Raw genomic sequence first — 25,855 nt, forward strand, 5'->3', positions numbered from 1 at the left:
CTGTTGTTAAGACTCGAACTAACGCTGATGTTAGTGAATAGTATGATTTACCGGCATTAAATCGTCTTCTTCCTCGAAGTAACCAGCCTCAAGATCGTCTAGATTTTGTACGGCTTCAATACCCGCTTCCAACATAGCCCTTGCCACAGCAACCTTGTTCTTGCGCAGAAACTGAAGGCTTTCCGCAGAAAAAGAAATGCTTACCAAAGGGTCCTCTTTATGGCCAGCACGACGCAAAGCTACATCGCCATTAGCCAGCTCGATTATTTCAAAAGTTTCGGAGGACATTCGCTTTTCCTTCACGGCACAACAGTTTGCGCCCAGTGTACCACAGGCTTGCGATAAGTTTCATTCCTCCAATTTGAGAGGCTTCTGGCTCCTGACTTTCGAGGCAGTCTATTACCAGCACGCTGTATCAAAGGATTATCTAAACCACTGAAGAGATCACAAGAGAAGAGTGAATTGCTTTATACGTTACACAGGTTGTGTCGAGTGGGCCACAACTACCCCATTGTGGCCCACTCAAAGGACAGCGAACTTTCTCGCAGAGGTACGCCTAATATCTACAACCTTCAAAATTCGCAGAAATATTACGAACCTATTCAGAAGTTCACCGAGGTCGAGTAAGCGTATTAGTTAACATTCATCCAAGTGAGCGCGCTGCCTCACCACCAACTCACTCAGCGAGCGATGCCACTGAAGCAATAATTCTTTGGACAAAGGTACAAACTCGGGCTTGGCAACTTCGTTGTGTAGCGGGATTAAATTAACCTGTTGCTGTTTTTCATCAGCACCCACAGATATTTTCTGCTGCTCTTCCCAGGCGTAAAGCATATGGGATAACCAACTCTGCGGGTCGCCGACCAGGCCAGACAGCTCACTGGCCTCTGCACTAGCCCTACCCTGAACGCCCAGCGCATCAATGATCAACTGCGGAGACTCCGGTTCGAATCCCAGCTGAAGTTGGGCTGCCTGCTCTGCAAGAAAAGCCCGATAGGCCTTGCACAACTGCATCAACGCTGCCTCTTCCAGCGCATCGCGCTGGAGAGGTAAGTCCCACGACTGTTGCAGCAACAGCTGGCTCTTGCGTAGAGCCGAAGTGACATGAATCGTGTAAGAGTTACTCATTACCTACTTCTTTGCCGCTGTCTTTTTAGCTGCCGGTTTCTTGCGCTTGGCAGCAGTGCTCTTGGTGGAGGCCTCTACTTTCCAACCACCATCGCGATAAAAAGCACGCCAACCGGTCGCCTTGCCCTCTTCCTCAGATTGAATATATTGCTCCTGGGTTTTGCGGCTAAATCGAACTACGGTATCCCGCCCACTGTCATCTTGAGTCGGTGCAGAGAATAGGAAGCTGTATTTTGGATCGATCTCACTCTGGTGAGGCAGCAGCTCTTTAACCAGGGGCGCACGGGTCTCACGGTTTTTCGGGAACTGGCTGGCAGCCAGGAATAGACCCGAGGCACCATCGCGTAGGATATAATGATCCTCCACTTTGATACAGGCCAATTCCGGCATGGGAACCGGATCCATTTTCGGTGGCGCCGGCTGCCCATTTTTCAGCAGCTTGCGGGTGTTTTTACAGTCTTCATTGGTACAGCCGAAGTACTTGCCAAAGCGACCAGACTTCAACTGCATATCACTGCCACACTTATCGCACTCAATAATGGGGCCGTCATAGCCTTTAATTTTAAAAGTGCCCTGCTCAATCTCGTAGCCATTGCAATCCGGGTTATTGCCACAGATATGCAATTTACGCTGCTCATCTAACAGGTAGCTATCCATAGCCGTGCCGCACTTGCCGCAGCGGCGCTTCTCCCGCAGCAACCTGGATTCAGCTTCCTCGTCCTTATCCGCATCGACCGCCTCATCACCAGAAACCAGGTTCATGGTATTGGTACAACGCTCTTTTGGCGGCAGTGCGTATCCAGAGCACCCCAGGAATACACCGGTGGAGCCAGTGCGGATCTGCATATGGCGGCCACATTTGGTGCACTCGATATCGGTGTCTGTCGGCGTATTGCGACGCATACCTTCATCGGCAGACTGGGCTTTTTCCAGGCGCCCGGAAAAGTCCTGATAAAACTCATCGAGCAGTTGCTTCCAACCCTTATCGCCGTCGGCAACCGCATCCAGGGATTCCTCCAGGTTTGCGGTAAATCCGTAGTCCATCAGGTTCTTGAAGCTTTCGCTGAGACGGTCGGTAACAATATCCCCCATTTTCTCAGCGTAAAAACGACGGTTTTCCAAGCGGACATAACCGCGATCCTGGATCGTGGAAATAATGGAAGCATAGGTGGAGGGGCGGCCGATACCGCGCTTCTCCAGCTCCTTAACCAGGGCCGCTTCACTAAACCGCGCAGGCGGCTTAGTAAAGTGCTGCTTGGGATCCAGCTGTTGCAGGGATAGCTTTTCGCCGACCTTCACATCAGGAAGCACCAGATCTTCATCTTTTTTGCCGCTCGGTGGCGCAACTTTCAGGAAACCATCGAAACGAATTACTCGACCCCGCGCACGCAACTCAAAGTCACCAGCGCTGACCACGATTGAAGAGGAAGTAAATTGGGCGGGCGTCATCTGACAGGCCACGAACTGCTGCCAAATCAGGTTGTATAACCTCTCCGCATCCCGCTCAACCCCGGACAACATATTTGGGGCGATACGAACATCGGACGGGCGAATCGCTTCGTGCGCCTCTTGAGCGCCCTCTTTACTGCTGTAGCTATTGGGGCTTTCTGGAAGATACTTATCGCCGTAATTCTCGGCAATATAATCCCGTGCAGATTCCACAGCTTCTTTACTGAGGTTGGTGGAATCTGTACGCATGTAGGTGATATGACCGGCTTCATACAAGCGCTGGGCCAGGGTCATGGTCTTCTTCACACTGAAGCCGAGGCGGTTACTGGCCGCCTGCTGCAAAGTGGAAGTAATAAATGGTGCGCTGGGCTTGGAGCTGGTTGGCTTATCGTCACGGGCGGAAACAACAAACTCACTGGACTGAAGCTGCTTGGCAGCACTCATTGCCAGCTCTTCGTTGGTAGGACGGAAAGCCTCACCAGCCTGCTTTTTCACCTCGAGGCGCAGCTTGGAAGCCTTTGCCGTCGCCGTATCGGCAAACAAGGTCCAGTACTCTTCCGGGATAAACGCGCGAATCTCCCGCTCCCGCTCAACTACGAGGCGGACCGCAACAGATTGCACACGACCCGCAGACAGGCCCCTGGCCACTTTTTCCCACAGTAGAGGGGACACCATATAGCCAACGATTCGATCGAGGAAACGGCGCGCTTGCTGGGCGTTTACCCGATTAATATTCAGACGGCCGGGATCTTTAAAGGCCTCCTGAATCGCAGACTTGGTAATTTCATTAAACACTACCCGGCGGTAGCGATCGTTATCGCCACCAATTGCTTCACGCAAATGCCAGGCAATTGCCTCTCCCTCGCGATCCAAGTCCGTTGCGAGATAGATATGATCGGCGCCTTCGGCGAGTTTTTGTAACTCACTCACCACTTTCTCTTTACCCGGCAGTATCTCGTAGTGGGCTTGCCACTCGTGATCCGGGTCGATCCCCATACGCTTAATCAGCTGATCGCGGTTTTTCTTCCGCTTATAAGCCTCTTTCGCCTCGGGGGAAAGCTTGCGTGTTTCCGCTGCACGACGGGCGCGCTCCTTTGCGTCAACCGGCTGTTTATTGCCCCCACCTGTGGGCAAATCGCGAATATGGCCGACACTGGACTTCACAACAAAGTCCTTGCCGAGATATTTATTGATGGTTTTCGCTTTGGCCGGTGATTCGACGATGACCAGTGATTTACCCATAAGCCTTTGATTTCAAATGAAAATTTACTGCTATTGCAAGTCTTTCAAGCCCTCTTATCGGGCTTGTGCTGCGCGAATATATAAGCCTCACTTCAAGCGCGGTCAAGCAAAGCTGACAATTTTCCACTCACAGTCACCAAAATTGGCACTGGGCAGTCCGCCTAAATGCGACTCAGTAGACGCTCTTTTACACCGCTATTACGGCAATCAAGACAGCCCCTCAGTCGCCGCGCGCGAACTCACTTTTCGAATAGCTTCTTCTATTAAGGGGGTGTACTCATCGAGCGACGCCATTAGTTTCTGGAAGGCTTGTTTGCCTCCTGACTCCGGCCACTGAATACCGAGACCCACTGGTGTTGCAGTAATCGCACAGGCGTCCCGAGGGATTTTTTCCAGTAGCTCGCGCAAATATTTCCATGCCCCTTGCGGAGCTGGCTGGCCATCAGCCCAATCCCAAACACCGGAAAAATTCAGCTCGTGCTCAATCCGTTGTTTATCCAAAACCCACCCCACACTCAGGCCTTTACGGTTCTGCCAGCGGTGATAATAGACAGCTGCAGTCCCATCACCCAACGCCGAAGGCAGCGCTTGGATTTGTACGGTAATGCCAGCCTGGGCCGCCCGGCTACGCAAATCTGCAAGACGGCTGTCACGGGCATTGGGCTTTAGCCACATCACCGGCCCCAGCACCAAAGCGATGGCAAATCCGACGATAATCACCGGCAACCAATCAGACATAACCACTCCTCATCAGTGGAAAAAAGTGACTATTGTGCGGTGTTCCGCGTGATCTATGTCAATCGGTTTTTTTTGCGGTAGACTCAAAATAGGTGTCACAAGGGTGTTTTTCACAGTCAATAAAAGGGATAGGAGCAGGTAAATTATGGCGAAATACCGACACATCCTCGTGGGCTTGGACCTGTCAAAAGAGTCTTCCCAGGTACTTGATAGGGCCGCTGATATGGCTGAAGCATTTGGTGCAGAGTTAAGCTTACTTCACGCCATTGAGCCCCTGACTTTTGCCTATGGCGGCGACATCCCAATGGACCTCTCCGAGGTACAGGACCAACTACAATCCCAGGCCAAGGAGCAATTGCAAAAAGCCGCCGATCGGCTGGATATCCCCGCAGATCGCCAGCACGTAATACTCGGCCAGCCATCTACTGAGATTCATCGCTTAGCCAAAGATATCGAAGCCGACTTAATCATTATTGGCAGCCACGGTCGTCACGGCTTAGCGCTATTACTCGGCTCCACCGCTAACGGCGTTCTCCATGGCGCCAAATGCGACGTTCTGGCGATTCGGGTACATATGGAAGACGAATAATCCTTCAAAATTGGGGAGGGGGAAGCAGCAAGAATTGCAGCTTCCCCTTCAACTTAGTCGTCTCCCCCCTCCAGCTCTGACCAGCGTTCAAATGCCTCTTCGAGCTGGGCCTGCCTTTCCATCAGGGTGTTCAGCTTAGCCTGCACCAACGCCTGCTCCTGCTGATAAAAACTGGGGTCGGCAACCTCTTGCTCAATAGCCCCTATCTCTTCTTCCAAAGACTCAATCAAGGCGGGTAGGCTATCCAGCTCTCTTTGAAGCTTATAGCTCAGTTTCTTTTTCTTCGCTGGAGCCGCCGCCTGGGACTGGGGCTTTTCCTTTGGTTTACTAGCAGCTGGCTTAACTTCTTTCAGCTCAGCGACAAAGCTGCCACCTTGGCGCACAAAATCCCCATAACCACCCACGTATTCACGGATGCGGCCATCCCCCTCAAATGCGAGGCATGAGCCCACCACATTATCCAGGAAAGCACGGTCATGGCTCACCAGCAGAACCGTTCCGCCAAAGTCCAGGAGTAACTGTTCAAGCAGCTCCAGGGTTTCTACATCCAGGTCATTGGTGGGCTCGTCAAGCACCAAAATATTGGCGGGCTGGCTAAACAATTTTGCCAGCAAGGCGCGATTTCTCTCTCCACCACTCAAGGCGCTGACTTTAGTACGGGCTTTAACACCACTAAAAAGAAAATCGGCCAAATAAGACATTACGTGGCGGCTTTTACCACCAATAGTCACTGAGTCGCGCCCTTCGGCGACATTATCGAGCACAGTCAAATCGGGATTCAGCTGATCCCGGCGCTGATCGAAATAAGCCACTTGCTGCTTGGTACCCAGGCGCACACTCCCCCCCTGGGACTTTAGCTCTCCCAGCAGCAATTTGATCAGGGTACTTTTGCCGACACCATTGGGGCCTATTAAGCCAACGCGGTCTCCACGCATCAGCGTGAATGATAAATCCCTAATCAACGGTTGCTCATCGGGATAAGCAAAAGTGACGCCCTTCAACTCAGCAACCAATTTGCCGGACATCTCACCGCTATCCAGGGCCATCTTGGCTATACCCTGCTGGGACCGGCGCGCTTCCCTTTGGCGACGCAGTGCTTGAAGCGCTCTTACCCGTCCCTCATTACGGGTTCGGCGAGCCTTGATGCCCTGGCGAATCCAGGCCTCTTCCTGTGCTAACTTCTTGTCGAAAAGAGCTTCATTTTTTGCCTCTTCTTCAAGAAGCTTCTCTTTTTCTTCCTGGTAACGGTCGAACTTGCAGCGAAATGTCCGCAGGTGTCCACGATCCAAATCCCATACGCTGGTGGCCAAACGTTGTGCCAATGCCCGATCATGGCTCACAAACAAAAGAGCGCCACGATAGCTGGCGAGGAAATTCTCAAGCCATTCGACTGCAGCAATATCCAGGTGGTTGGTTGGCTCATCCAATATCAGCAGATCAGGCTCCACCACCAAAGCGCGAGCCAGAGCAGCACGGCGCTGCCAGCCACCGGAAAGGTCGGCAACCTTTTCGTCTGCATCGAGCCCCAAACGATCTAATACACTGTCCACTTTCGGCAGAAGCTCCCAACCGTGAGCCGCTTCGATTTTGGCTTGTAGCTCTGCTGTGGGGGAGTCCCTGTACGCCGACAAAACAACGCCTATTTCGCCCAATCCCATAGCAACATATCCGTAGACAGAATCGGGGCAATCGGCAGGTAACTCCTGCTCCAAAACCGCTTGAACCATACCGCTGGCACGAACAATCTCGCCACTATCCGCGTCAACTTGCCCCGCTATCAAGCGCAACAGGCTGGATTTCCCCTCCCCATTACGCCCCACAAGGCATATACGATCTCCACGCTCAACTTTTGCGCTGACATTGTCTGCCAGTACCTGGGTCCCGTAACGAAGACTGACCCCATCCAATAGAAGCAACATAAATAGGCACTACAATTATCAAACCCGAACCTCAATCCCGCTGATGAAAGAAGCGAAGTCGGCTCTTTCGGGTTCTGTGAAAAATCAGCTATTTTACGCGTTTTTACCGTATAGTCAGTCATAGCTGGAAACACATGTCCAACTGAGGTAATTGAGATGTCAGCTGACGCAAAAGGAATCGCGCTTCTTTCTGCCCTAATCATCACCTGTCTCTGCACAGCCGTGCCCACTAATGCACAATCTGTTCAGGCAACCGCTATCGCACCGGAAGTATCCGAAGATAATCGTGCGGCGCAGAGAGAAAAGCTACGCCAGGCCCGGCAGGCGATAAAATACAAGGATCGACGGCAACTTCGAGCACTTAAAGCTGAGCTCAAAGATTATCCCCTCGCTGCTTATATTGACTATTGGGCGCTCAGTGAAAAACTGCACCAACTGCCCTTAAAAGAAGTTGATCAATTCCTGGAGAGCAACAGAGGCACGGCTATTGGCGACTGGATGATGGTCAGGTTGTTGCGCCAACTCGGTAGTCAAAAAAAGTTCTCGACTTACCTGCGCTATTACCAACCTTCGCAACACAGTCGCACCTCCCTCCGCTGCTATTACGCCGATGCCCTATCGCGCCGAGACGGCTATCAGGCAGAAACACAGCAGTTGATATCAGAACTCTGGCTTGTTGGGCGGTCCCAAGTCGAGGAGTGCGACCCCGTTTTTGCCCGCTGGATGAAAAACGGCGGCTTGACGCAGGAACTCGCTTGGAAGCGGCACCTGCTGGCAGTCGAAGAAGGCAATCTCGATTTGGCACGTTATATCGCCAAAAAAATGACGCCAGCACAAGCAGAGAAAGCCAAACTTTTACGCTCGGTCCATCGCAACCCACAGAAGCTTCTCACTGACACCAAGTTCGCCTACAACCCTCTGGAATATCGCGATATCGTGTTGCACGGATTGCACCAATTGGCGAAAAAAGACGCGATCAAAGCTGAAACTGCGTGGCACCGCTATCAGGCCAGCTACTTGTTTTCCGATGCCCAACAAGAAGCCATGTTCAAGCACTTGGCGCGTCAATTTGCTCGCCAGGATAATATGCAGCGCTTGCAACAGCTGGTTGAACATCACACAGTGACCGACGGCCGTACCATCGAGTGGCTAGCCAGACAATCCCTACGTGAATTAAATTGGCAACAGGTCGCGTTCTGGATTGACCGCCTGCCAGAGGAGAAACAACAACTCGACCGGTGGATATATTGGAAAGCCCGCTCACTGGAAGAACTTTATGGCACAGGAAGTTCCGAAGCTTCCTCCCACCTTTACCGCAAAGCCGCCCGCAATCGCAGTTACTACGGTTTCCTTGCCGCTGATACCTTGGGGCAACAGTACAGCTTTGAGCACCGGCCGGCACCAATCACCCCCATTCAAGTGCAGGAGATGGCAAAGCGCCCCGAACTGCTGAGGGCCCGAGAATTACAAGCGATAGGCGAACTCTTCCATGCCCGAAGGGAATGGAGCTATGCCACAAGAGCTATGGACCACCAGGAATTACTTGCGGCTGGCAAAGTAGCTAGCGCCTGGGGTTGGTACCATAAATCAATCCAGTCAGTGCTTGCGGCTGACTACCTCGACGACTTGGAACTGCGATTCCCACTCGCTTTTTCCGATATTGTTCACGATGTAAGTAAACAGGTCGGCGCCCAGAGCTCGGCTCTAGAGCCTTATCTGATTTACGCTGTAGCACGACAAGAGAGCCACTTTAGCCACGATGCAAAATCCAGTTCCGGGGCCCTGGGACTTATGCAATTGCTCCCATCGACCGCAAAAGCTACTGCACGCAGAGCAGGGGTGCGCTATCGACGCAGCTGGGACCTATTGAGCCCCAACACCAATATTGCGCTGGGCAGCTTTTACTTAAGTAGCTTACTTAACCGCTTTGACAATAACCGCTTTCTGGCAGCCGCCGCCTATAATGCCGGACCAACCCGCGTAGCGGGATGGCTAAAAGAGACCCGAAAACAGCTGCCCTATGATGTGTGGATTGAAACCATTCCATTCAGGGAAACGCGTAATTATGTGCAAAATGTACTCGCCTATTCGGTAATTTACGCCTACCGAAGCGGCACCAAGCTGCAACTATTAAGAGAGAGTGAAGCTGCGAGTCGACTGTAATTTAAAGCCGCTCCTTCAGCCAATCTTGCAATTGCACCTGGTCAAACGGCCAACCGCAAACATCGTCGGGGTCTCCAAGGCCAACCACCGGAATGCGGATAGAAAAGCGCTCCATTAACGCTTCATCCTCGGCGATATCCACCTCGCGAAGACGCAAGTTGAATTTTTCCAGCGCAGGCCAAATTTCAATTTTGGCTTTTTCGCACAGGCCGCAACCCAAAGTGGTGTAGAGCAAAAGCTCTTTTATATCGCTCATCCAAAAACCCCCTGGCTGCTGCCCCAGAGATATCCCGCAACACTTAGCGCAAGCCCCACTATTAAAAGCCACGTTTTACTTTTAGCCTTTGGCTTATCGACTTCCTCAGGTACCTCCTCGGACAAACTGGGTTGCACTGCGTAGGGGACTGTATCGGCTTCTCCAGAGACAGAGGTAGAACTGGGCAATTCGAACTCCGGCAAAGCCGGGCGTACAGCCGTGCGGTTGTTATCGTCAGCTGGGCCGACAATTGAAAAACTTAAAGTGTCGAGCCGGAGCTCATCTCCCCTGCGCACCCGACTCTCACTAACCTTTCTATTATTGACAAAAGTCCCATTTGCCGAACCTAAGTCAATAACGAACAGTAAGCCCTCCCTTACTTCGAGACGAGCGTGCCTACGCGAAAGATGAGAAAGCGAAAAAGTGATATCACACTCATCGGAGCGCCCAATTACCGCACTCTCTTTCACAGGGAACACCTTTCCTGCAATAGCCCGGTGATTGGCTCTTAGCGCCCAGGCAACGCCCTGATTCGAAGCAGCCTTAGGGGGGCCAGACTTGAGCTTAGTTAGCTTCGGGTCGATTACCTGAAGTAAACGGCTGCCCACTTTGACCTGATCGTTTATTTTTAACTGGCACGGTGTACCAGTTGGCTGACCATTAAGCAAGACACGGGCCGCGCCCGACAAGTTGTGCAAAGTCAGAACATCGCCATTAACTGCAATTTTAAGGTGCGACTTCGCTACGGAATCATCGGCAATACACAAGTCACTACTCTGTGCCCGCCCCACAGTTACTCCCGGCGATACCAACCATACACTCTGGCTGAGATCATTGACATCACAAAGTTTGAGCATCGAAATCGCTCCTAAAGCCAAAATGGCCGTGTGAAATTGGCCAATTATTGAAGACAGTGAGCTTAACTAATGTTAAAAAGCAGCCGAAACACTCACTTTTATTGATAAAGTTGAGTTTATCATGGGCGATATCATTAGCGTGTGATTCGGTTTGCAGCTTAAAATGGCCCAAAGGTCTAGTATTTAACAGATTCAGCGATGACCTACAAAGTGATCGGCAACTTGAATAAGCCGAGAACACAACAGGGAAGAGGCGTGTGATTACCGGAGGGTTATCACCGTTAGAAAGATTAAATAAATTACAGGTAGTTGCACGCCAGTGAGTGAAGCCAAAGTACGCGAAGTATCACGGCACAGCGGGATAGTTCAGCATAGCAAAGACGCTACACGCAGTGCCGGCGCAACCCATACCGGCTATAAGCGTGAACAGAACGAAGATGCCTATTGGGCTGCGGAAGACAAAGGTATCTGGGTTGTAGCCGATGGCCTTGGCGGTCACCACGCTGGTGAACTCGCGAGCAAAACTGTTGTTGAAGAAATCCAAAAGTCAGCGGAAACTGACAAGCACTACGAGCGTGCCTTGCAAAAAGCGCACGCCCTTTTACTGGGCGATGAACAAACCACAGCCAATATGGGCTCTACTGCGGTCGTTGTTGCTGAAGAGGGTGACTACTTTCATATCTACTGGGTTGGAGACAGCCGCGCTTACCTCTGGGCTCCCGAAGGCACAACAGGGAAGCTCACCCAACTAACCAGCGACCACTCCTACGTACAGATGTTGATGGATTCAGGCGCTATCAACTCCGAAGAAGCCGCAATTCACCCCAACCGGCATGTAATTACCCGATGTATCGGCGGTAGTACCAACCCCAAACTCGAAGTAGACCGAGTCTCCTATCGCTGGGCAGCAGGACAGAGACTACTCATCTGCAGCGATGGACTTAGTTCGGAAGTACCAGCAAACTCAATCAACCAGATATTGACGGAAAACAGTGATACCCACAGAGCAACAGAACTTCTAATCGCTGCAGCATTGGATGCAGGAGGCAAAGATAATGTCACTGTTCAGGTCATAGATGCCCCATCCACAGCGCAACCTTCTTCTACCGCATCCCTCACCCCAATTAGCGAGCCCACCCTGCCCGGCTCCACACTCAGAAAGTATCGCCCCTTCATTCTCCTCTTCACAGCCGCCTTAGCCACCGCAGTTGCCTACGGACTTTCAACTCTGCTTTAAGATAGGGAAAGCACTTCATGGAAGTCGTCAATAGCGGCACCTCTTCACTGCAGATACCGGGCTACCGCATCCTCAAGAAGATCAATCAGGGGGGAATGTCCTCAGTCTACCTGGCTATACAGCGCAGTGTGGGCCGGCAGGTGGCACTAAAAGTTATGTCGCCAGTACTGAACGCTGATCCAATCTTCAGTGAGCGGTTCCAGCGGGAAGCAAATATCGTTGGGCAGCTGTCACACCCAAATATCGTCGGTATTCACGATATTGGCCGCTACCGCAGCCTGAACTATATCGCCATGGACTACATGCCTGGGGGCTCGGTTGCAGAGCGTTTAAGCAAAGGTGGGCTTGAGCCTCTTGAGGCGCTTAATGTTGTGCGCCAAATAGCCATGGCCCTAGACCACTCCCACAGCAAGGGGTATGTACATCGAGACCTGAAACCGGAGAATATCCTGTTTCGCGAAGACGGATCGGCCGTACTCAGTGATTTTGGGGTTGCCCGGGCTATCGCGAGAACCACCCGTATGACTAACAGCGGGATGGTTGTGGGAACCCCTCACTATATGAGCCCGGAACAAGCTCGCGGAGCAGCGGTTGACGGTCGTGCCGACCTGTATAGCCTGGGAGTTGTTTTCTATGAAATGCTCACAGGAGCCGTGCCCTATCAGGCAGACGAAGCCGTCGCCATTGCAATAAAGCACCTCACCGACCCAATACCGCGACTGCCAGCCCGATACGCACTTTATCAGCCTCTACTTGATCACTTCCTGGCCAAAGATCCGGATAAGCGATTTCAACGCGGCCTGGATATCGCCGATGCCGCAGATGATTTGGTTGCAGCCCTCGCCGGAAAGCCGGCCAACCAAATCAGCCAGCTCAACAATTCAACTTTAAAAACTTCCAGCTTGGCAAAAGCGCTTGTACTGACCATTTACGGCAGTGTGGCAGACCAACTCGGGAGAGTTGCTTCCAGTTGGAAACGGAAGGAAACGCCCGAGAAGCCAGAGCGTAAGGAGCAGGAGACTGTTGTACGCCTGCGGCAGTTCCTCGCTGAGCCAACAAAACACAAGCGCTCCTGGCTTATGAGCTGCTTTATCGCTCTTGGCCTCACCTCAACCTGGGGCCTGTATAGCGTCGTTGATCACAAGGCCGGCTGGCAACTTGGACTACCTATATTGGACGGCGCTGCCGATTTTACAGCTGCCACCCTACTAGGTACCGCGGAGCAGCCTGCCAATATTGCTCCAAATTCAAATACAGAGTCTGCGCCAACTGAATCAACAGCAGATGTCCTAAACTCACAGGTACAAGTTACCCAGCTAAATCTACCTTCCTCGCTCAATACAGATGCACAACTCCCCCTCAGTGGTAATCAGGCACTGATTGCCAGGAGTAATATTGAGCCCCCAAAAGTACTCACGCCTGAACCTGCAGAGCCAAGAGCAGAGAACCAACCCAAGCTGTACAGCCTAACGATTAACACAAAGCCATCTGATGCCCGTGTGCGGATTATGAATATAGCCCCCCGCTACCAGCCGGGGCTTGAATTAAGCCCAGGCAAATATGATGTTGAAGTGAGTAAGCGGGGCTTTAGTAAAGTTCGCCAGTGGGTCTTGCTGGAAGAACAAAACCTCGAAGTGGCGGTCGAGCTGGAACCTGCCTACTTTATCGGCAAGCGATTTCAATCTGAATTGTCCTCAGGTGGCCTGGGCCCGAAAATGGTCGCTGTGGGAGCAGGCAGCTTTACCATGGGCAATAACCAGCGGCGATTGGCCAGCCCTGCGCACAGGGTAAATGTAGAGCAGGACTTTGCTATATCCATCTATGAGGTCACCTTTGCCGAATACGATCGTTTTGCCGAGGCCACCGGTAGTGCTAAACCCAGCGATGCAGGCTGGGGGCGCGGAGATAGACCGGTAATTAATGTGACCTGGCGGGACGCACAAAGGTATGTGAAGTGGCTGTCAAAGGAGTCTGGCAAGCAGTATCGGCTGGCCAGTGAAGCCGAGTGGGAGTACGCAGCCCGGGGAGGCAGTACCCACCAATACTGGTGGGCTTCCAGCGACGTCCGGGGAAAAGCGAATTGCCGCAGGGGTTGCTCTAGCGAATTTACAAAGCTGTTCAGCATCAGTACAGCTCCCGTAGGGCATTACCAGGCGAATCCTTTTGGCCTTTTTGACACTGCAGGGAACGTGGCTGAGTGGGTGGAAGACTGCTACCAAGCTGGATACAACCCCGCAAAAACCACATCAAAATCAGTAAAGATTAGCGGCTGTCAGCTTCACACCGTGAGGGGTGGATCGATGCGAGACAGCTCTAGCAAGATATCTTCTGACTATCGAAAAGGCCTAAATGAAACAGCGCGCGCCAAGGATGTTGGGATACGTGTTGTGATGGAATTCGATCAATAAAATCTAAAATACAAGAGGGAACTTCAGTGCAACGATTACTTCTCACCCTTTCTTTAATGTTACTTGCCGGCTGTAACGGTATAGAGTTTAAAACAAACGCTGGCCCATATATTTCCGGCAGAGTTAAATCCGCGCTAATAGAGGAATACTCTCTGGCTGAGATCCATCAGAGCAACGGAACATTACTCGGCAGTGTATCAGCTAATAGCTGCCAAACCCTACTTACCGACGATAAGCCCAGACCGGAATCCATCAAAAAATCACTAAAAATCAAAACCCACGATATGGGCGGCAATGCCATAGTTTTCGAAGGTTGTTATAGAAAAGATTCTGCGAGTTGCCTGGAGTTTATCGAATGCAAAGGCCTTGCTTATATAATTCCAAAACACAACGAGCAAGAACCCAACAACCCACCAAACACTCCCAATCGCGCATTTTGACTTTGTGCTGATGAGCCGACTGATTTATATACTTTTAGAGAACTAACGCAATACCTGCAGACCTTAGGGACTGCAGGTATTACATATTACTTGCTGTGAATACGCTTAAACTAAAGCGTCAAAGCAAATGTAGTCAGATTATTCAAGCCAGTTTATTTTACCCGTAGCTCCCAAACATTGTGAATTTTTGGGTTGCGCTGAAAGTCCTTATCCAAAAGGTTCAGCTTCTCTACCGAATATTCACTGGAAACATCCTCGTCCATCTTAAAGCTGCGCAAGTTGTTGGAAAACACCAAGCGACCTTGAGGCGACAACAGGGACATACACTGACGAATCAATTTCCCGTGATCCCTCTGAATATCTAATACCCCGCTCATCTTCGCAGAATTGGAGAAGCTCGGGGGGTCCATGAATATTAAATCGTAATGGCCTTTCCTGTTCTGTTGAGCAGATTCAAGCCACTGCAAACAATCGGCCTCGACCAACTGATGGCGATAAGGATCCATGTTATTAGCACGGAAATTTTGTCCCGCCCAGTTTTGATAGGTTCGCGACATATCGACACTAGTGCTCTGCTTGCAACCACCCAGAGCCGCTTGGACTGTCGCACTGGCGGTATAGCAGAAAAGGTTCAGGAATGTTTTACCGGCAGAAATCTCTCGCAGATATTTGCGCACCGGGCGATGATCCAGGAAAAGCCCTGTATCCAGGTAGCTCCACAGATCTACCGCCAACTCAGCACCATACTCCCCAACCCAGAGTTCCTTTCTGGATTCCGTCTGCTTCTGGTACTGACTTCCACCCTTACCTCCGCCCTTGTGGCTGTGGCGACGGCGTTCTTTAATACTGATATTCGCGCGAGGCAATTCGAGCACGGACTGAAGGGCCCTTAACAAATCGCGCAAGCGCCCCCGAGCTTTCTCTTCCTCGATAGTGGCCGGCGGACGATACTCCTGCAAATGCGCGTACACGGCGCCATCCAGGGTTTTATAGATATCGATCGCCGCAGCATACTCAGGCAAGTCCGCATCGTAGAGGCGGTAACAATCCACGCCACTCCTCGCGGCCCATTTACCTGTAGTGCGCAGATTTTTGCGCAAGCGATTTGCTACCATCTCCGCCTGGGGTGACAACTTCGGCCCAGCAGCTTCACTCGCCGCCGCCCCACTTTGCGCACGAACCTCAAACATCAGCAACTGACTGGGGATACTGCCATTGTATAGCTGGTACTGCTTGTGAGAGCGTAAACCGGTGGCATAACCGAGTTCCGGATTGCCGGTAAACACACCGACCAACCAGCCCGGGAACTCCGCCTTTAACTGCCGCCCCAGTTCAAAATAGGTCTCCCGCAGAGCTTCCTGCTCACCCAAGCGCTCACCGTAGGGCGGGTTTGTCAAAACCAATCCCGCTTTGACTTCTCTATGGCTCGGTACCCTAAACCCTGCTACTGGGCGGCAACTCACTCGCACCTGGCGCTCCAGACCGGCCCGGGCAATATTAGCCTCAGCCGCAAACAAGACTTTCGCATCGGCATCGTAACCGCGAATCTCTGGCAGTTCGCGCGCCAGGCCAACGCCTTGACGCTGCAATGCCTCTTCGCGAAGCTCGTTCCAAATATCGCTTTGATGGTTCAGCCAGCGCTCAAAACCAAAGCTATCCCGCATTAATCCCGGTGCCATATCCGCAGCGATCATCGCCGCCTCCACCAGAATAGTGCCCGAGCCACACATCGGGTCGAGCAAGGCTCCACCCTGCTCAGCAATCTTTGGCCAGCCGGCTCGCAGCAACAGTGCTGCCGCAAGGTTCTCTTTCAGTGGGGCTGCACCGATATGGGTTCGGTAGCCACGGCGATGCAAGCTGTCACCGCTTAGATCGATGGCGATATCCAACTTATCCCGATGCAAGCGCAGGGCAACCGTCAAATCTGGATGATGTTTATCAATACTTGGACGGGCTCCCGACTGGCGGCGAAGGCGGTCGACAATGGCATCTTTTGCTTTTTGAGCACCGAACTGACTATTGCGGATCTCTCGATTGGTCCCAGAGAATTGCATCCACAGCTTGCCCGAGGGGCGAATGTGGAGCTCCCAGGGTTGCTCGGCAACTGCTTGGTACAGGTCCTCAGCTGTGGCTACATGCACCTGCGCCAAACGCAACATAATGCGGTTTGCCAAGCGACTCCACAGACAGCAGCGGTAAGCCAACTTCAGGGAGCCGGAAAAATACACTGCCGCCGGCTGCTCCCTTACAGACCCTGCACCCAGGTCGCGTAATTCATTAGCGAGCAACCCCTCTATTCCCTTGGGACACGTAGCCGTAAACTCAAATTCTTCGGTTTGTAAATCTGTCAAAATACTTACTCATTAAGCTCCTCCTGTGGAGGAAGTTTTGTGCGCCAATAATGACCGCCCACTTAAAGCTGCCGGCAACGTCTGCGCCGCCAGTACGCACAAATAAAACCTGGGGCAAAACCTTTACCGCCCCCAACTAAGGAAATTGAGCATTATCGCCATGCCCAAAAGAGGACGATTATCCCATTTTGTGGCAGAAGAGAATACGCCCTGCCGTTAATTACTACCTGCCCCATAAGTCATACTGTCATCTAGAGATGTTTTCCGATTCCCACGTATCCACTTTACTCTTACTAATAAGGTGGATTGGGTCGGTCCGTTCAAAGGCTTATTTCCTTCACTAAAATTCATTGAGAGACACCCCAAAATAGAGCCGTTTGCGAACCTGCCGACAAACTGTCCACAGACCGACAAAGTAGAGGTGCCGTATACGATGAAACGCCAAAAACGAAATCACGCCGACAGGGCATTTTACAAGGGCTATTTGGCAGCCCTGAACAACAAGTCTATGGATAGCTGCCCATTTGTCGAAGAGGATCCTCATCAGGAGTGGATCAACGGTTGGCGTGAGGGGCGGGAAGATTACTGGAATGGCTTCGACAGAGTGACCAAGGCGCAAAAACTGGAGATTTATGGCGCCGTTTCTACCGACATCCAATACCCTGACGGGTGGAGCACCATTTAGAGATGGCGAGGGGGCTTATCGTCAAAAGCCCCCATTTTCCTAGCAGTCAGCAACTGATACAGCTTACCCTTGCTCTGTTCGGCGACGCTCCAAAGCAATTGCCTCTGCCGCCTCACGAATCAATTCAGGCCCCCGATAGATAAAACCGGTGTACATCTGTACGGCAGTCGCCCCAGCACGAATTTTTTCAGCCGCACTGTCACCATCAAAAATACCGCCAACCCCGATAATCGGGATCTGCTTGTTCAACTCTTTCGATAACAGCTCGATGACCTTGGTGGATTGCGCTCTCAGGGGTTTTCCGCTCAAACCGCCCTCTTCGCTACCATGGGGCAGCTTGGCGACTGAAGACTTATCGATCGTCGTATTGGTAGCGATCACCCCATCGATATCGTACTCACACAGCGCCTCGGCTATCTGCGCCACCGCATCGCCTTCCATATCCGGGGCAATCTTGACGGCAACAGGGACGTAGCGATCACTCTTTTGAGCCAGCTCCATCTGCTTGTCCTTGATGCTGCCCAGCAAGCGATTGAGACTGTCACCAAACTGGAGGTCACGTAGCCCTTTGGTATTGGGAGAAGAAACGTTGGCAGTGATGTAGTCGGCGTAGCGGTACACCTTCTCCATACACAGGCAGTAGTCATCGGCGGCCTTTTCCACTGGAGTATCAAAGTTCTTACCCACATTGATCCCCAAAACACCGCTATAACGGCGCTTTTTCACTCTTTCAATCAGGTAGTCAACACCGAGGTTGTTAAAACCCATACGGTTAATAATCGCATCGGCCTCTTCCACCCTAAACAGCCTTGGCAGCGGATTGCCGGGTTGGGGGCGCGGTGTCACGGTGCCCACTTCAACAAACCCGAATCCCAGGGCTCCGAAACCATTAAAGGCCTGCGCATTCTTATCCAGACCAGCGGCCAAACCAACCGGGTTGGGTAGAGTGAGCCCCATCAACTCGACCGGATCATCCGGGACCGACTTTTTGTACAGGGACATCAAACCGAGGCGCTCTGCAGCGCCAATGGCATCAATCGACAAATGGTGGGCCCGCTCAGGGTCAAGCGCAAACAGGGCTTTACGCAGTGTTGAATACATACCTTTCCTTACGTGGGGAGGCGAACCCTTCAGAAAAACGAAGGGCTCTATCTTGTGATGACGATACTACAGGGGCCTTTGAGCGGCCCCTGGGCTCTATTCCGCTACTGTTCTGCCAGAGTTTCCCGGTCCGCAGTGGCGTGGGCGAGATACATTAGCTCGCGCAAAGCCACAGTGAACATCGCAAAGTCACCGACAGAAGTAGACTTCAACTCGGCAATCATATTGTGCCAGCGTTGAATTGCGGGCGCCATGATAGCGCTCCAGCGGGACATTGCACCCTCTACATCAAGATTTTCAGCCTTGCCCAAGCGGAGAATGTTCACCGCCAGTGTCGACAACTGGCTGTCCAGGTCATCCATACTGGTCTCCCGGGCCTGCGCCTGCCAGAAGCTGTCTACCGGCAAGTCGACGATCAGATTGCCAAACCAGTGCAGATTCAACTCATCCGACAACCTGAAGTAAACCGTGGCAACTTCCTCTACGGGCGTATCGCTAGCTCGCGCCGACTCAGAAATACCCAGTGCCGAGTAGAGGTAAGTGGGCGACGCCGACAGCAGGGCCAGGGCCTCTGGTACCCCTGCTTCCAGGAGTTTCTGGTAGCGCTGCTCCCATTCGTTAAGGGGCTCGCCACTTAAGACCTGCGGCAACGCTGTAATAACCCGCTGTACCGGCTCCTGGAACAGCTCGCAGTTGGTAGCTGGCTCCAACTCATTGCGGCGATTGCGCAGGAACCACCGGGTTGCCCGGCGCACACGGCCTATCATCGAGTTCAGCAGTTCTGTTTGCAGCTCCGCTGGCACCTTGTAGTCCAGCGCAGCCAGCTGCTCCTGGAAGTCGTGCATCTCGTACACATCACGAGCGCTGACATAAGCGGCAGTTACATCGTTCACATCGGCGCCAGTGGCTGTACCGATACGGTTGTAGAAGGTGATACCCATACTGTTAACCATCTCATTGGCGACCTGGGTAGCCACAATCTGGCGCAACAGCGGATGGTCATAGACTTGGTCGCGATAACGCTCGACCAATTTTTCCGGGAATGCAGACTCAACCGCAAAACGCACCCGCTCATTGTCGGTGATTTGTGCATTTTGCAGCTCTTCTTTCAACTTGACCTTAACGTATGAAATTAGAACCGATAATTCGGGGCGGGTCAGGGACTGCCCTTTGTGCTCGCGCTCAGAAATCTGCTCGTTGTCAGGAATAAACTCCAGCGCGCGGTTCAATCGGCCGTCGTCTTCCAAAGTGTTGATAGTTCTGCGGTACTCGTCCAGGCGCTTGGCAACCTGATATTCCGCCACACTGAGGGCAAAAGTCTGCTCATAGTTATTGTGCAGCACCAATTCACCGACAGCATCGGTCATCCCATCCAACAGCTCATTGCGCTGCTTTTCAGTCAAATCACCCTGGGCAACGACTTTATCCAGAAGGATCTTGATATTTACCTCGTGGTCAGAACAATCCACACCGGCCGCATTATCGATAAAGTCGGTGTTACAACGCCCGCCATTGAGAGCAAACTCAATACGTCCACGCTGGGTCATACCCAGGTTGCCGCCCTCGCCAAAGACTTTGGCACGCAACTCCCGACCATCAACGCGCAAGTGATCATTAGACTTGTCACCAACTTCGGAGTCCGTCTCGGTAGTAGCCTTAACATAAGTGCCAATACCGCCATTCCAGATCAGATCCACCGGCGCTCTGAGCAAGGCACTAATCAGCTCGTTGGGATTCAGTTGATCCTGTTTGATATCAAACGCTTCTTTCATTTCTGGCGTAATAGCAATGGCCTTGGCGCGACGCTCGAAGATACCACCACCTTTGGAAATTAATTTGCGCTCGTAATCTCTCCAGCTCGACCGGGGCAAGGCGAACAAACGCTGGCGCTCTTTAAAGCTGGATTCTGCATCCGGATTGGGGTCCACAAAAATATGCAGGTGGTTAAAGGCCGCTTTCAGGCAGATATGCTCAGACAGCAACATGCCGTTACCAAAAACATCTCCACCCATATCGCCAATGCCGACAACAGAGAAGTTTTCTTTCTGGACATCCACCCCCATCTCACGGAAGTGGCGCTGCACCGATACCCAGGCTCCACGGGCTGTAATGCCCATTTTCTTATGGTCGTATCCCTGGCTGCCACCGGAGGCGAAAGCGTCGCCCATCCAGAAGCCATACTCCCCGGCAATGCCGTTGGCAATATCTGAGAAAGTTGCCGTCCCTTTATCCGCAGCTACTACCAGGTAGGGGTCATCCTCATCCCGACGAACAACATATTTGGGCGGTACAACTTCGCCATCTTTTAGATTGTCAGTGATATCCAAAAGGCCACGAATAAAGGTTTTGTAGCAGGAGACTCCCTCTTCCATCATGGCTTCGCGACTGCCATCGGTAGGCGGACGTCGAACAACAAATCCACCTTTTGCACCACTGGGTACAATAACCGCATTTTTCACCGCTTGGGCTTTTACCAGGCCCAGAACTTCTGTGCGGAAATCTTCCAGTCGGTCAGACCAACGCAGGCCGCCGCGAGCGACTTTACTGCCGCGCAAGTGCACACCTTCCACACGAGGGGAGTAAACAAAAATCTCAAACTCCGGGCGGGGTTCAGGAATGCCGGGAATATCCCGGGGACTGAATTTGATCGAAATATAATCCTTGGGCTGCCCTTCATCATCCACCTGGAAGAAGTTAGTGCGCAGGGTCGCCAGGATTAATTCCAAATAACGGCGCAGAACCAAATCTTCATTCAGGTTATCAACCGTATCCAAACCATCGTGAATTTTAGCGATCAAGCGCTCGACACGGGGCTGCTCCTGCTTACCAGTGCTTAAACGGGGATCGAACATCGCCCTAAACAAGGCTACCAGGTTGCGGGTGATATCCACGTGGCTGGCCAGGGTAGCGGCAATATAGCTCTGGCTGGCACCGGACTTGGTTTGCTTCAGGTAACGGGCGTAGGCACGAAGCATGGATACTTCGCGCCAGTTAAGGCGGGCGGCCAGCACTAGGCGATTGAAGGCATCGCTTTCCGCCGTGTGATTCCAGATCGCCGCGAACGCATCCTGGAACAGGCCACGGGATGCTTGCGCATCAATTTTGGTGGGCAGACCAAATTCCAGATGGAATTCGTGCATCCACACATCGGTATAGCCACGGGGGCGAATCGTATAGGGGAATTCACCAATAACCCGCAAGCCCAGATTTTCCAGCACGGGAATCACGTCGGAGAGCGTCAGGCCGCTGCCCCAGTTGAATACCTTGAACCGCAGGCTGCCCTGGGCGGCCCCCACCGGCTGGTAGAAACTCATTGCTACCCGGTTATCTTCACTGAGACTCTGAACGGCTGCTACATCCTGCACCGCAATACGAGGCTCAAAGTCTTCACGGTACCCCGCCGGGAAGGCGCGGCCAAAAGTACGATAGAGACGGCTGCCCTCTTCTTCCCCGCTATTTTCAATTAGTGATCTTTGGAAAACATCTTCCCAGGAGCGGGTAATATCCACAATTTGCGCCTCCAGCAGCGCGACATCAAAATCAACAGGCTCATCGGGGGACACGCGGAAAACAAAATGAACCCGCGCAAGAATGGATTCGGAGAAGAAAGTGGTGAAGTCCGAGTCCTTCGCATTAATCGCTTTGGCAATATGCGCGCAAATCACCTCGCGCACATCACTGTTAAACAGCTCACGGGGAACGTATACCGTGGCAGTAACGAATTTACCAAAGGGGTCGCGACGCATAAACAGACGAAGGTGAGCCCGCTCATTTAACTGCAGCACACCAATTACCACGTCAAACAGCTCTTTGGTGCTGCCCTGGAAAAGTTCATCCCTTGGGAAGGTATCGAGAATCCGGCGCAGGGCTTTGCCATCGTGCCCCTGCCCGGAGAGACCGCTAGACTCTATGATCGAGGCCATCTTGCGGCGAATAATCGGAATTTTCGCCGGGCTCTCGGTGTAAACCGGCGAGGTATAAAGCCCCATAAACGCCGCTTCACCAATCACCTCGCCCTCGGTGTTGTAGCGCTTAATCATCACGTAGTCCGAATAGGCCGTGCGGTGCACCCGGGACTTAACGGAGGACTTGGCAAATGTCAGGTAATTGGGCCCTTGGTAGAAACGCTGCTTGCCCTCACTAAAAGAGGTTTCCAGCATCGGCGCGGCTTCTTCCAGCTTTTTGAAAATACCGAGCCTGCGGTCTTCAACTTCATTGAGGATTTTTTTATCCCCGACAACACTGAACTCGTATTCGCGATACCCCAGGAAGGTGAAGTTACCGTCGCGCATCCACTGCAAAAATGCACTGGCTTCCAATAGGTTGGTGTCTTCGTCTGGAAGTCCCGCCTGTAACTGTCCCTCCATTGCGCTGCAGGTTTCCAGCATCGGGACATAGTCGTCCACTACCAGCTCCACATCGCCGAGTACGTCTTTTAAGCCAGTCATCATGCCTGAAGCGAACTCAGATGAAGTGTCGTGATTAATCTCGACATAAATCATCGCTTCGTTAGTAATGCGCTTCCCTTTTGCCTGCGGCTTTTCACCCAGTAACTCTTCCTCTGGCGGCAACAGGCGAGTCAGTTTCCCCTTGGCATCGCGCTCGACTCGAACTACCGTACTCTTTATCGAATGAGTCACTGTATTTCGGCGATTGATCTCCATGCGAATGGAGTCCACCAGGAATGGCATATCCCGCTGCAGCACACCAATGACCGTATGCGAGCACTCCCAACCATCGTCTTCGAGGCGGGGGTTAAAAACCTTCACCTTGGGTAGGCCGCCCGGGCGTTGTTGAATAAAGTTCCACCAGGTGTATATGCAGCCATAGACGTCAACAAGACGACGACCGGCCAGATCCTCTAATGGGTACTGATTGAGGAACTGCTGGGCAAAAGCCACAACGGGTTCGGCTTCGCTGGTCAGCTTGTCACGAATCAGCTCGCAAATCTGCGCAACTAATTCTTCACGGCTGTCGGTAATAACCGTCGCCATATTCACGGGGAACCTCCCAATCTCATTTTTGTCACATCGAATCCAAACACTGTAGATCCGAAAAGGTCATCATCTCAGCCCATACGCAGCTGCAGGGTCGAGTCCTAAAAATTACACTTTCAGTCAGACAGTGAGGAGAAGTCCATTCCACCTCAGAATCTAGTCGGCTCGGCAGAGGCCTACGTCTCAAGAGTTGCCTCTTCATTTGGTGCCGCTAAAATCATCAGTCGCCACCTTCTCGGCGGCGACTATATATAGATGGTAGAAAGCCAGCCAGGTCCGTGCGGCGGCTAAATTCTCAGAAGAAGAGATACTATGGAAGCAAACCAGACTATTAGGGATCATATCGCCGCTTTGGGCGATTGGTTGGAAGAGCAGATTATCGGTCAAGAGAGATTGGTTAACCGATTGCTGATCGCCATGCTGGCCGATGGCCACCTTTTGGTGGAGGGAGCGCCAGGCCTGGCCAAAACCAAGGCCATTAAAACACTGGGCGAAGCTATTGAGGGTGACTTCCATCGCGTTCAATTTACGCCAGATCTGCTTCCGGCGGATATTACCGGCACCGACATTTACCGGCCGGAAACCGGAGAGTTCCATTTTCAACCAGGTCCAGTGTTTCACAACCTGATACTGGCCGATGAGATTAACCGCGCGCCAGCCAAAGTTCAGTCGGCGCTGCTCGAAGCTATGGCAGAACGGCAGATCAGTGTCGGCCGAAAAACTTATCCCCTTCCCCAGTTATTTTTGGTAATGGCTACCCAAAACCCTATTGAGCAGGAAGGGACTTATCCTCTACCAGAGGCACAATTAGATAGATTCCTAATGCAGGTAAATCTTGCCTATCCCAATGCGGAGGCGGAAGCAAAAATCCTGCGCCTGGCCAGATCCGAGGCTAGCCTTGGCGAAAATCGCCCCACTGAAATTATCAGCCAAGAAACCATTCTTCAGGCGCGCAACCAAATTCTGGAAATGCAGATGGTTGAGGCCGTGGAAACCTATACTGTCCAACTTGTCATTGCTACTCGCGAGCCGGCGAAGTATGACAGCGAGCTGGCGTCATGGCTAGATTTTGGTGCAAGTCCGAGAGCAACAATTGCATTGGATCGCTGCGCGCGCGCTCACGCTTGGCTCGCCGGGCGCGATTATGTCACCCCAGATGATGTGATGAATGTCGCTCCCGATATTTTACGCCACCGACTCCTGTTGAGTTTTGAGGCGGAAGCGGCGGGAATTACTACCGACCAGGTAATTGAGCGATTACTTCAACAGGTGCCTGCGATCTGATGTCCGCTGAAGCACCCCCAACTGAGCTCGAACTGCGCGGGGCTTATCCCGAAGTAACGCCGTTGGTACAAATGCGCTACGCCGCACGGCAGTTGCAATTATTCAAACCGCGCCTGGCCCGCAGTGATCAGGCCGGCAGCCTGCTCACTCGCTACCGCGGCCGCGGCATGAATTTTGAGGAAGTGCGGAACTACCAGGCCGGCGATGATGTACGCTCCATTGACTGGCGCGTAACAGCTCGAACCGGCCAAACCCACACCAAACTTTACCAAGAGGAGCGCGAACGCCCGGTAGTTATCCTGTTGGATTTGCGCTCGCCGATGTTTTTTGGCAGCCAAAGAGCATTTAAATCGGTGACGGCAAGCGGCATCGCTGCGGCGCTGGGTTGGGCTGGTTTACAGCACAGCGATCGGATCGGGGCGCTACTTTTCTCCGACCGGGAAATAGACACAGTGCGCCCGCGCCGCAGCCACCACGCCGTACTTTCGATGATTCACAGTACGGTTGCCCGCGCTGCGGAACTGAGCAGCCCCGTCCCCGAACAGGGCAGCCAAACACTAAAAACATTGCTGGAGGAAGCGCGAAGAATCGCACGCCCTGGAAGTGCGCTCTTTTTAATCAGTGATTGCCATGATCTCGACGAGAGCTGCTCGCAGCCACTCTACCTTTTATCCCGTCATGCCGACCTGCAGGTGCTGAGGGTATCGGACCCGCTGGAGCAACATCTGCCCGGCCAATCCCTCACTATATCTGACGGTCGCCAGCGCACATTCCTTCATGCCGGCAATCGGCCGGTTCACGAACATTTTGCCGAAAAGCAAGCCCGAGCCCGCGCCGAGGTTGAACAACTGTGCCGGCGTTATCGGCTGCCGTTGCTGGACTTTGATAACACCCAACCGCTTATTCCAGCACTGATGTCCGTCTACGGCTCGCGGCAAAGAAATAATGGCTGGCAAAATACGAGAAGGCCCAAGTAGTAATGAGTTTGAAAGTGCAGAAAAAGCTAGTCGC

At 52.5% G+C, this 25,855-nt stretch carries 18 protein-coding genes; 8 read left to right on the forward strand and 10 right to left on the reverse strand.

What is annotated here, in order from left to right:
* Positions 1-30: 30 nt before the first annotated feature.
* From ACJJI8_RS20340 to ACJJI8_RS20355, 4 genes are all read right to left on the reverse strand, one after another.
* Positions 31-288, reverse strand: coding sequence for a hypothetical protein (locus ACJJI8_RS20340; RefSeq protein WP_282932320.1), 258 nt, complete (start codon positions 286-288; stop codon positions 31-33).
* Between the two features lie 348 nt (positions 289-636).
* Positions 637-1,128 carry a DUF6586 family protein gene (locus tag ACJJI8_RS20345; RefSeq protein ID WP_444933535.1) on the reverse strand — a complete coding sequence of 164 codons (492 nt, stop codon included), beginning with the start codon at positions 1,126-1,128 and terminating at the stop codon, positions 637-639.
* A gap of 3 nt (positions 1,129-1,131) precedes the next feature.
* Positions 1,132-3,819, reverse strand: a complete 2,688-nt coding sequence (topA, locus tag ACJJI8_RS20350) for a type I DNA topoisomerase (protein WP_444914122.1) — start codon at positions 3,817-3,819, stop codon at positions 1,132-1,134.
* A gap of 207 nt (positions 3,820-4,026) precedes the next feature.
* Positions 4,027-4,557, reverse strand: a complete 531-nt coding sequence (locus ACJJI8_RS20355) for a hypothetical protein (protein WP_444914123.1) — start codon at positions 4,555-4,557, stop codon at positions 4,027-4,029.
* Between the two features lie 145 nt (positions 4,558-4,702).
* Here ACJJI8_RS20355 and ACJJI8_RS20360 point away from each other — a divergent pair, with 145 nt between their 5' ends.
* On the forward strand, positions 4,703-5,146 hold the full coding sequence (locus ACJJI8_RS20360) for a universal stress protein (protein ID WP_282932316.1): 444 nt from the start codon (positions 4,703-4,705) through the stop codon (positions 5,144-5,146).
* 53 nt (positions 5,147-5,199) lie between these two features.
* Here ACJJI8_RS20360 and ACJJI8_RS20365 read toward each other — a convergent pair whose 3' ends face one another.
* Entirely contained in the window at positions 5,200-7,065 is a 1,866-nt protein-coding gene (locus ACJJI8_RS20365; protein WP_444933536.1) for an ATP-binding cassette domain-containing protein, read from the reverse strand.
* Between the two features lie 156 nt (positions 7,066-7,221).
* Here ACJJI8_RS20365 and ACJJI8_RS20370 point away from each other — a divergent pair, with 156 nt between their 5' ends.
* Positions 7,222-9,228 carry a transglycosylase SLT domain-containing protein gene (locus ACJJI8_RS20370; protein WP_444911032.1) on the forward strand — a complete coding sequence of 669 codons (2,007 nt, stop codon included), beginning with the start codon at positions 7,222-7,224 and terminating at the stop codon, positions 9,226-9,228.
* A gap of 1 nt (position 9,229) precedes the next feature.
* Here the strand turns inward: ACJJI8_RS20370 and ACJJI8_RS20375 are convergent, their stop codons facing one another.
* Both ACJJI8_RS20375 and ACJJI8_RS20380 read right to left on the reverse strand, forming a co-directional pair.
* Positions 9,230-9,484 (reverse strand): glutaredoxin family protein, encoded by a 255-nt coding sequence (locus ACJJI8_RS20375; protein ID WP_413662439.1) that lies wholly within the window; start codon positions 9,482-9,484, stop codon positions 9,230-9,232.
* Entirely contained in the window at positions 9,481-10,341 is an 861-nt protein-coding gene (locus tag ACJJI8_RS20380; protein ID WP_444933537.1) for an FHA domain-containing protein, read from the reverse strand. The genes ACJJI8_RS20375 and ACJJI8_RS20380 overlap by 4 nt, the downstream gene beginning before the upstream one ends.
* Positions 10,342-10,660: 319 nt before the next feature.
* Here ACJJI8_RS20380 and ACJJI8_RS20385 point away from each other — a divergent pair, with 319 nt between their 5' ends.
* Genes ACJJI8_RS20385 through ACJJI8_RS20395 form a run of 3 tightly spaced genes read left to right on the forward strand, consistent with a single transcriptional unit; the run spans position 10,661 to position 14,426 of the window.
* Positions 10,661-11,578 carry a PP2C family protein-serine/threonine phosphatase gene (locus tag ACJJI8_RS20385; RefSeq protein ID WP_444914128.1) on the forward strand — a complete coding sequence of 306 codons (918 nt, stop codon included), beginning with the start codon at positions 10,661-10,663 and terminating at the stop codon, positions 11,576-11,578.
* A gap of 17 nt (positions 11,579-11,595) precedes the next feature.
* The gene (locus ACJJI8_RS20390) at positions 11,596-13,986 is read left to right on the forward strand and encodes a bifunctional serine/threonine-protein kinase/formylglycine-generating enzyme family protein (protein ID WP_444914129.1); all 2,391 of its coding nucleotides are present in this window, start codon (positions 11,596-11,598) and stop codon (positions 13,984-13,986) included.
* A gap of 26 nt (positions 13,987-14,012) precedes the next feature.
* Complete coding sequence (locus tag ACJJI8_RS20395) at positions 14,013-14,426, forward strand: hypothetical protein (RefSeq protein WP_444914130.1); 414 nt, start codon at positions 14,013-14,015, stop codon at positions 14,424-14,426.
* A gap of 152 nt (positions 14,427-14,578) precedes the next feature.
* Here ACJJI8_RS20395 and rlmKL read toward each other — a convergent pair whose 3' ends face one another.
* Positions 14,579-16,777, reverse strand: a complete 2,199-nt coding sequence (gene rlmKL, locus ACJJI8_RS20400; protein WP_444933538.1) for a bifunctional 23S rRNA (guanine(2069)-N(7))-methyltransferase RlmK/23S rRNA (guanine(2445)-N(2))-methyltransferase RlmL — start codon at positions 16,775-16,777, stop codon at positions 14,579-14,581.
* Positions 16,778-17,210: 433 nt separating this feature from the next.
* Here rlmKL and rmf point away from each other — a divergent pair, with 433 nt between their 5' ends.
* The gene (rmf, locus tag ACJJI8_RS20405; RefSeq protein WP_108733677.1) at positions 17,211-17,462 is read left to right on the forward strand and encodes a ribosome modulation factor; all 252 of its coding nucleotides are present in this window, start codon (positions 17,211-17,213) and stop codon (positions 17,460-17,462) included.
* A 63-nt stretch (positions 17,463-17,525) separates the two neighbouring features.
* On the opposite strand, the gene ACJJI8_RS20410 is transcribed toward rmf, so the two are convergent.
* Positions 17,526-18,563 carry a quinone-dependent dihydroorotate dehydrogenase gene (locus tag ACJJI8_RS20410; protein WP_444933539.1) on the reverse strand — a complete coding sequence of 346 codons (1,038 nt, stop codon included), beginning with the start codon at positions 18,561-18,563 and terminating at the stop codon, positions 17,526-17,528.
* A 104-nt stretch (positions 18,564-18,667) separates the two neighbouring features.
* Entirely contained in the window at positions 18,668-23,557 is a 4,890-nt protein-coding gene (locus tag ACJJI8_RS20415) for an NAD-glutamate dehydrogenase (RefSeq protein WP_444935181.1), read from the reverse strand.
* Positions 23,558-23,872: 315 nt separating this feature from the next.
* On the opposite strand from ACJJI8_RS20415, the gene ACJJI8_RS20420 reads away from it, so the two are divergent.
* Entirely contained in the window at positions 23,873-24,844 is a 972-nt protein-coding gene (locus ACJJI8_RS20420) for an AAA family ATPase (RefSeq protein WP_282932305.1), read from the forward strand.
* Entirely contained in the window at positions 24,844-25,821 is a 978-nt protein-coding gene (locus ACJJI8_RS20425; RefSeq protein ID WP_444933540.1) for a DUF58 domain-containing protein, read from the forward strand. The genes ACJJI8_RS20420 and ACJJI8_RS20425 overlap by 1 nt, the downstream gene beginning before the upstream one ends.
* Positions 25,822-25,855 lie beyond the last annotated feature (34 nt).

This window comes from Microbulbifer maximicatervae (SeqCode), from assembly GCF_052467695.1.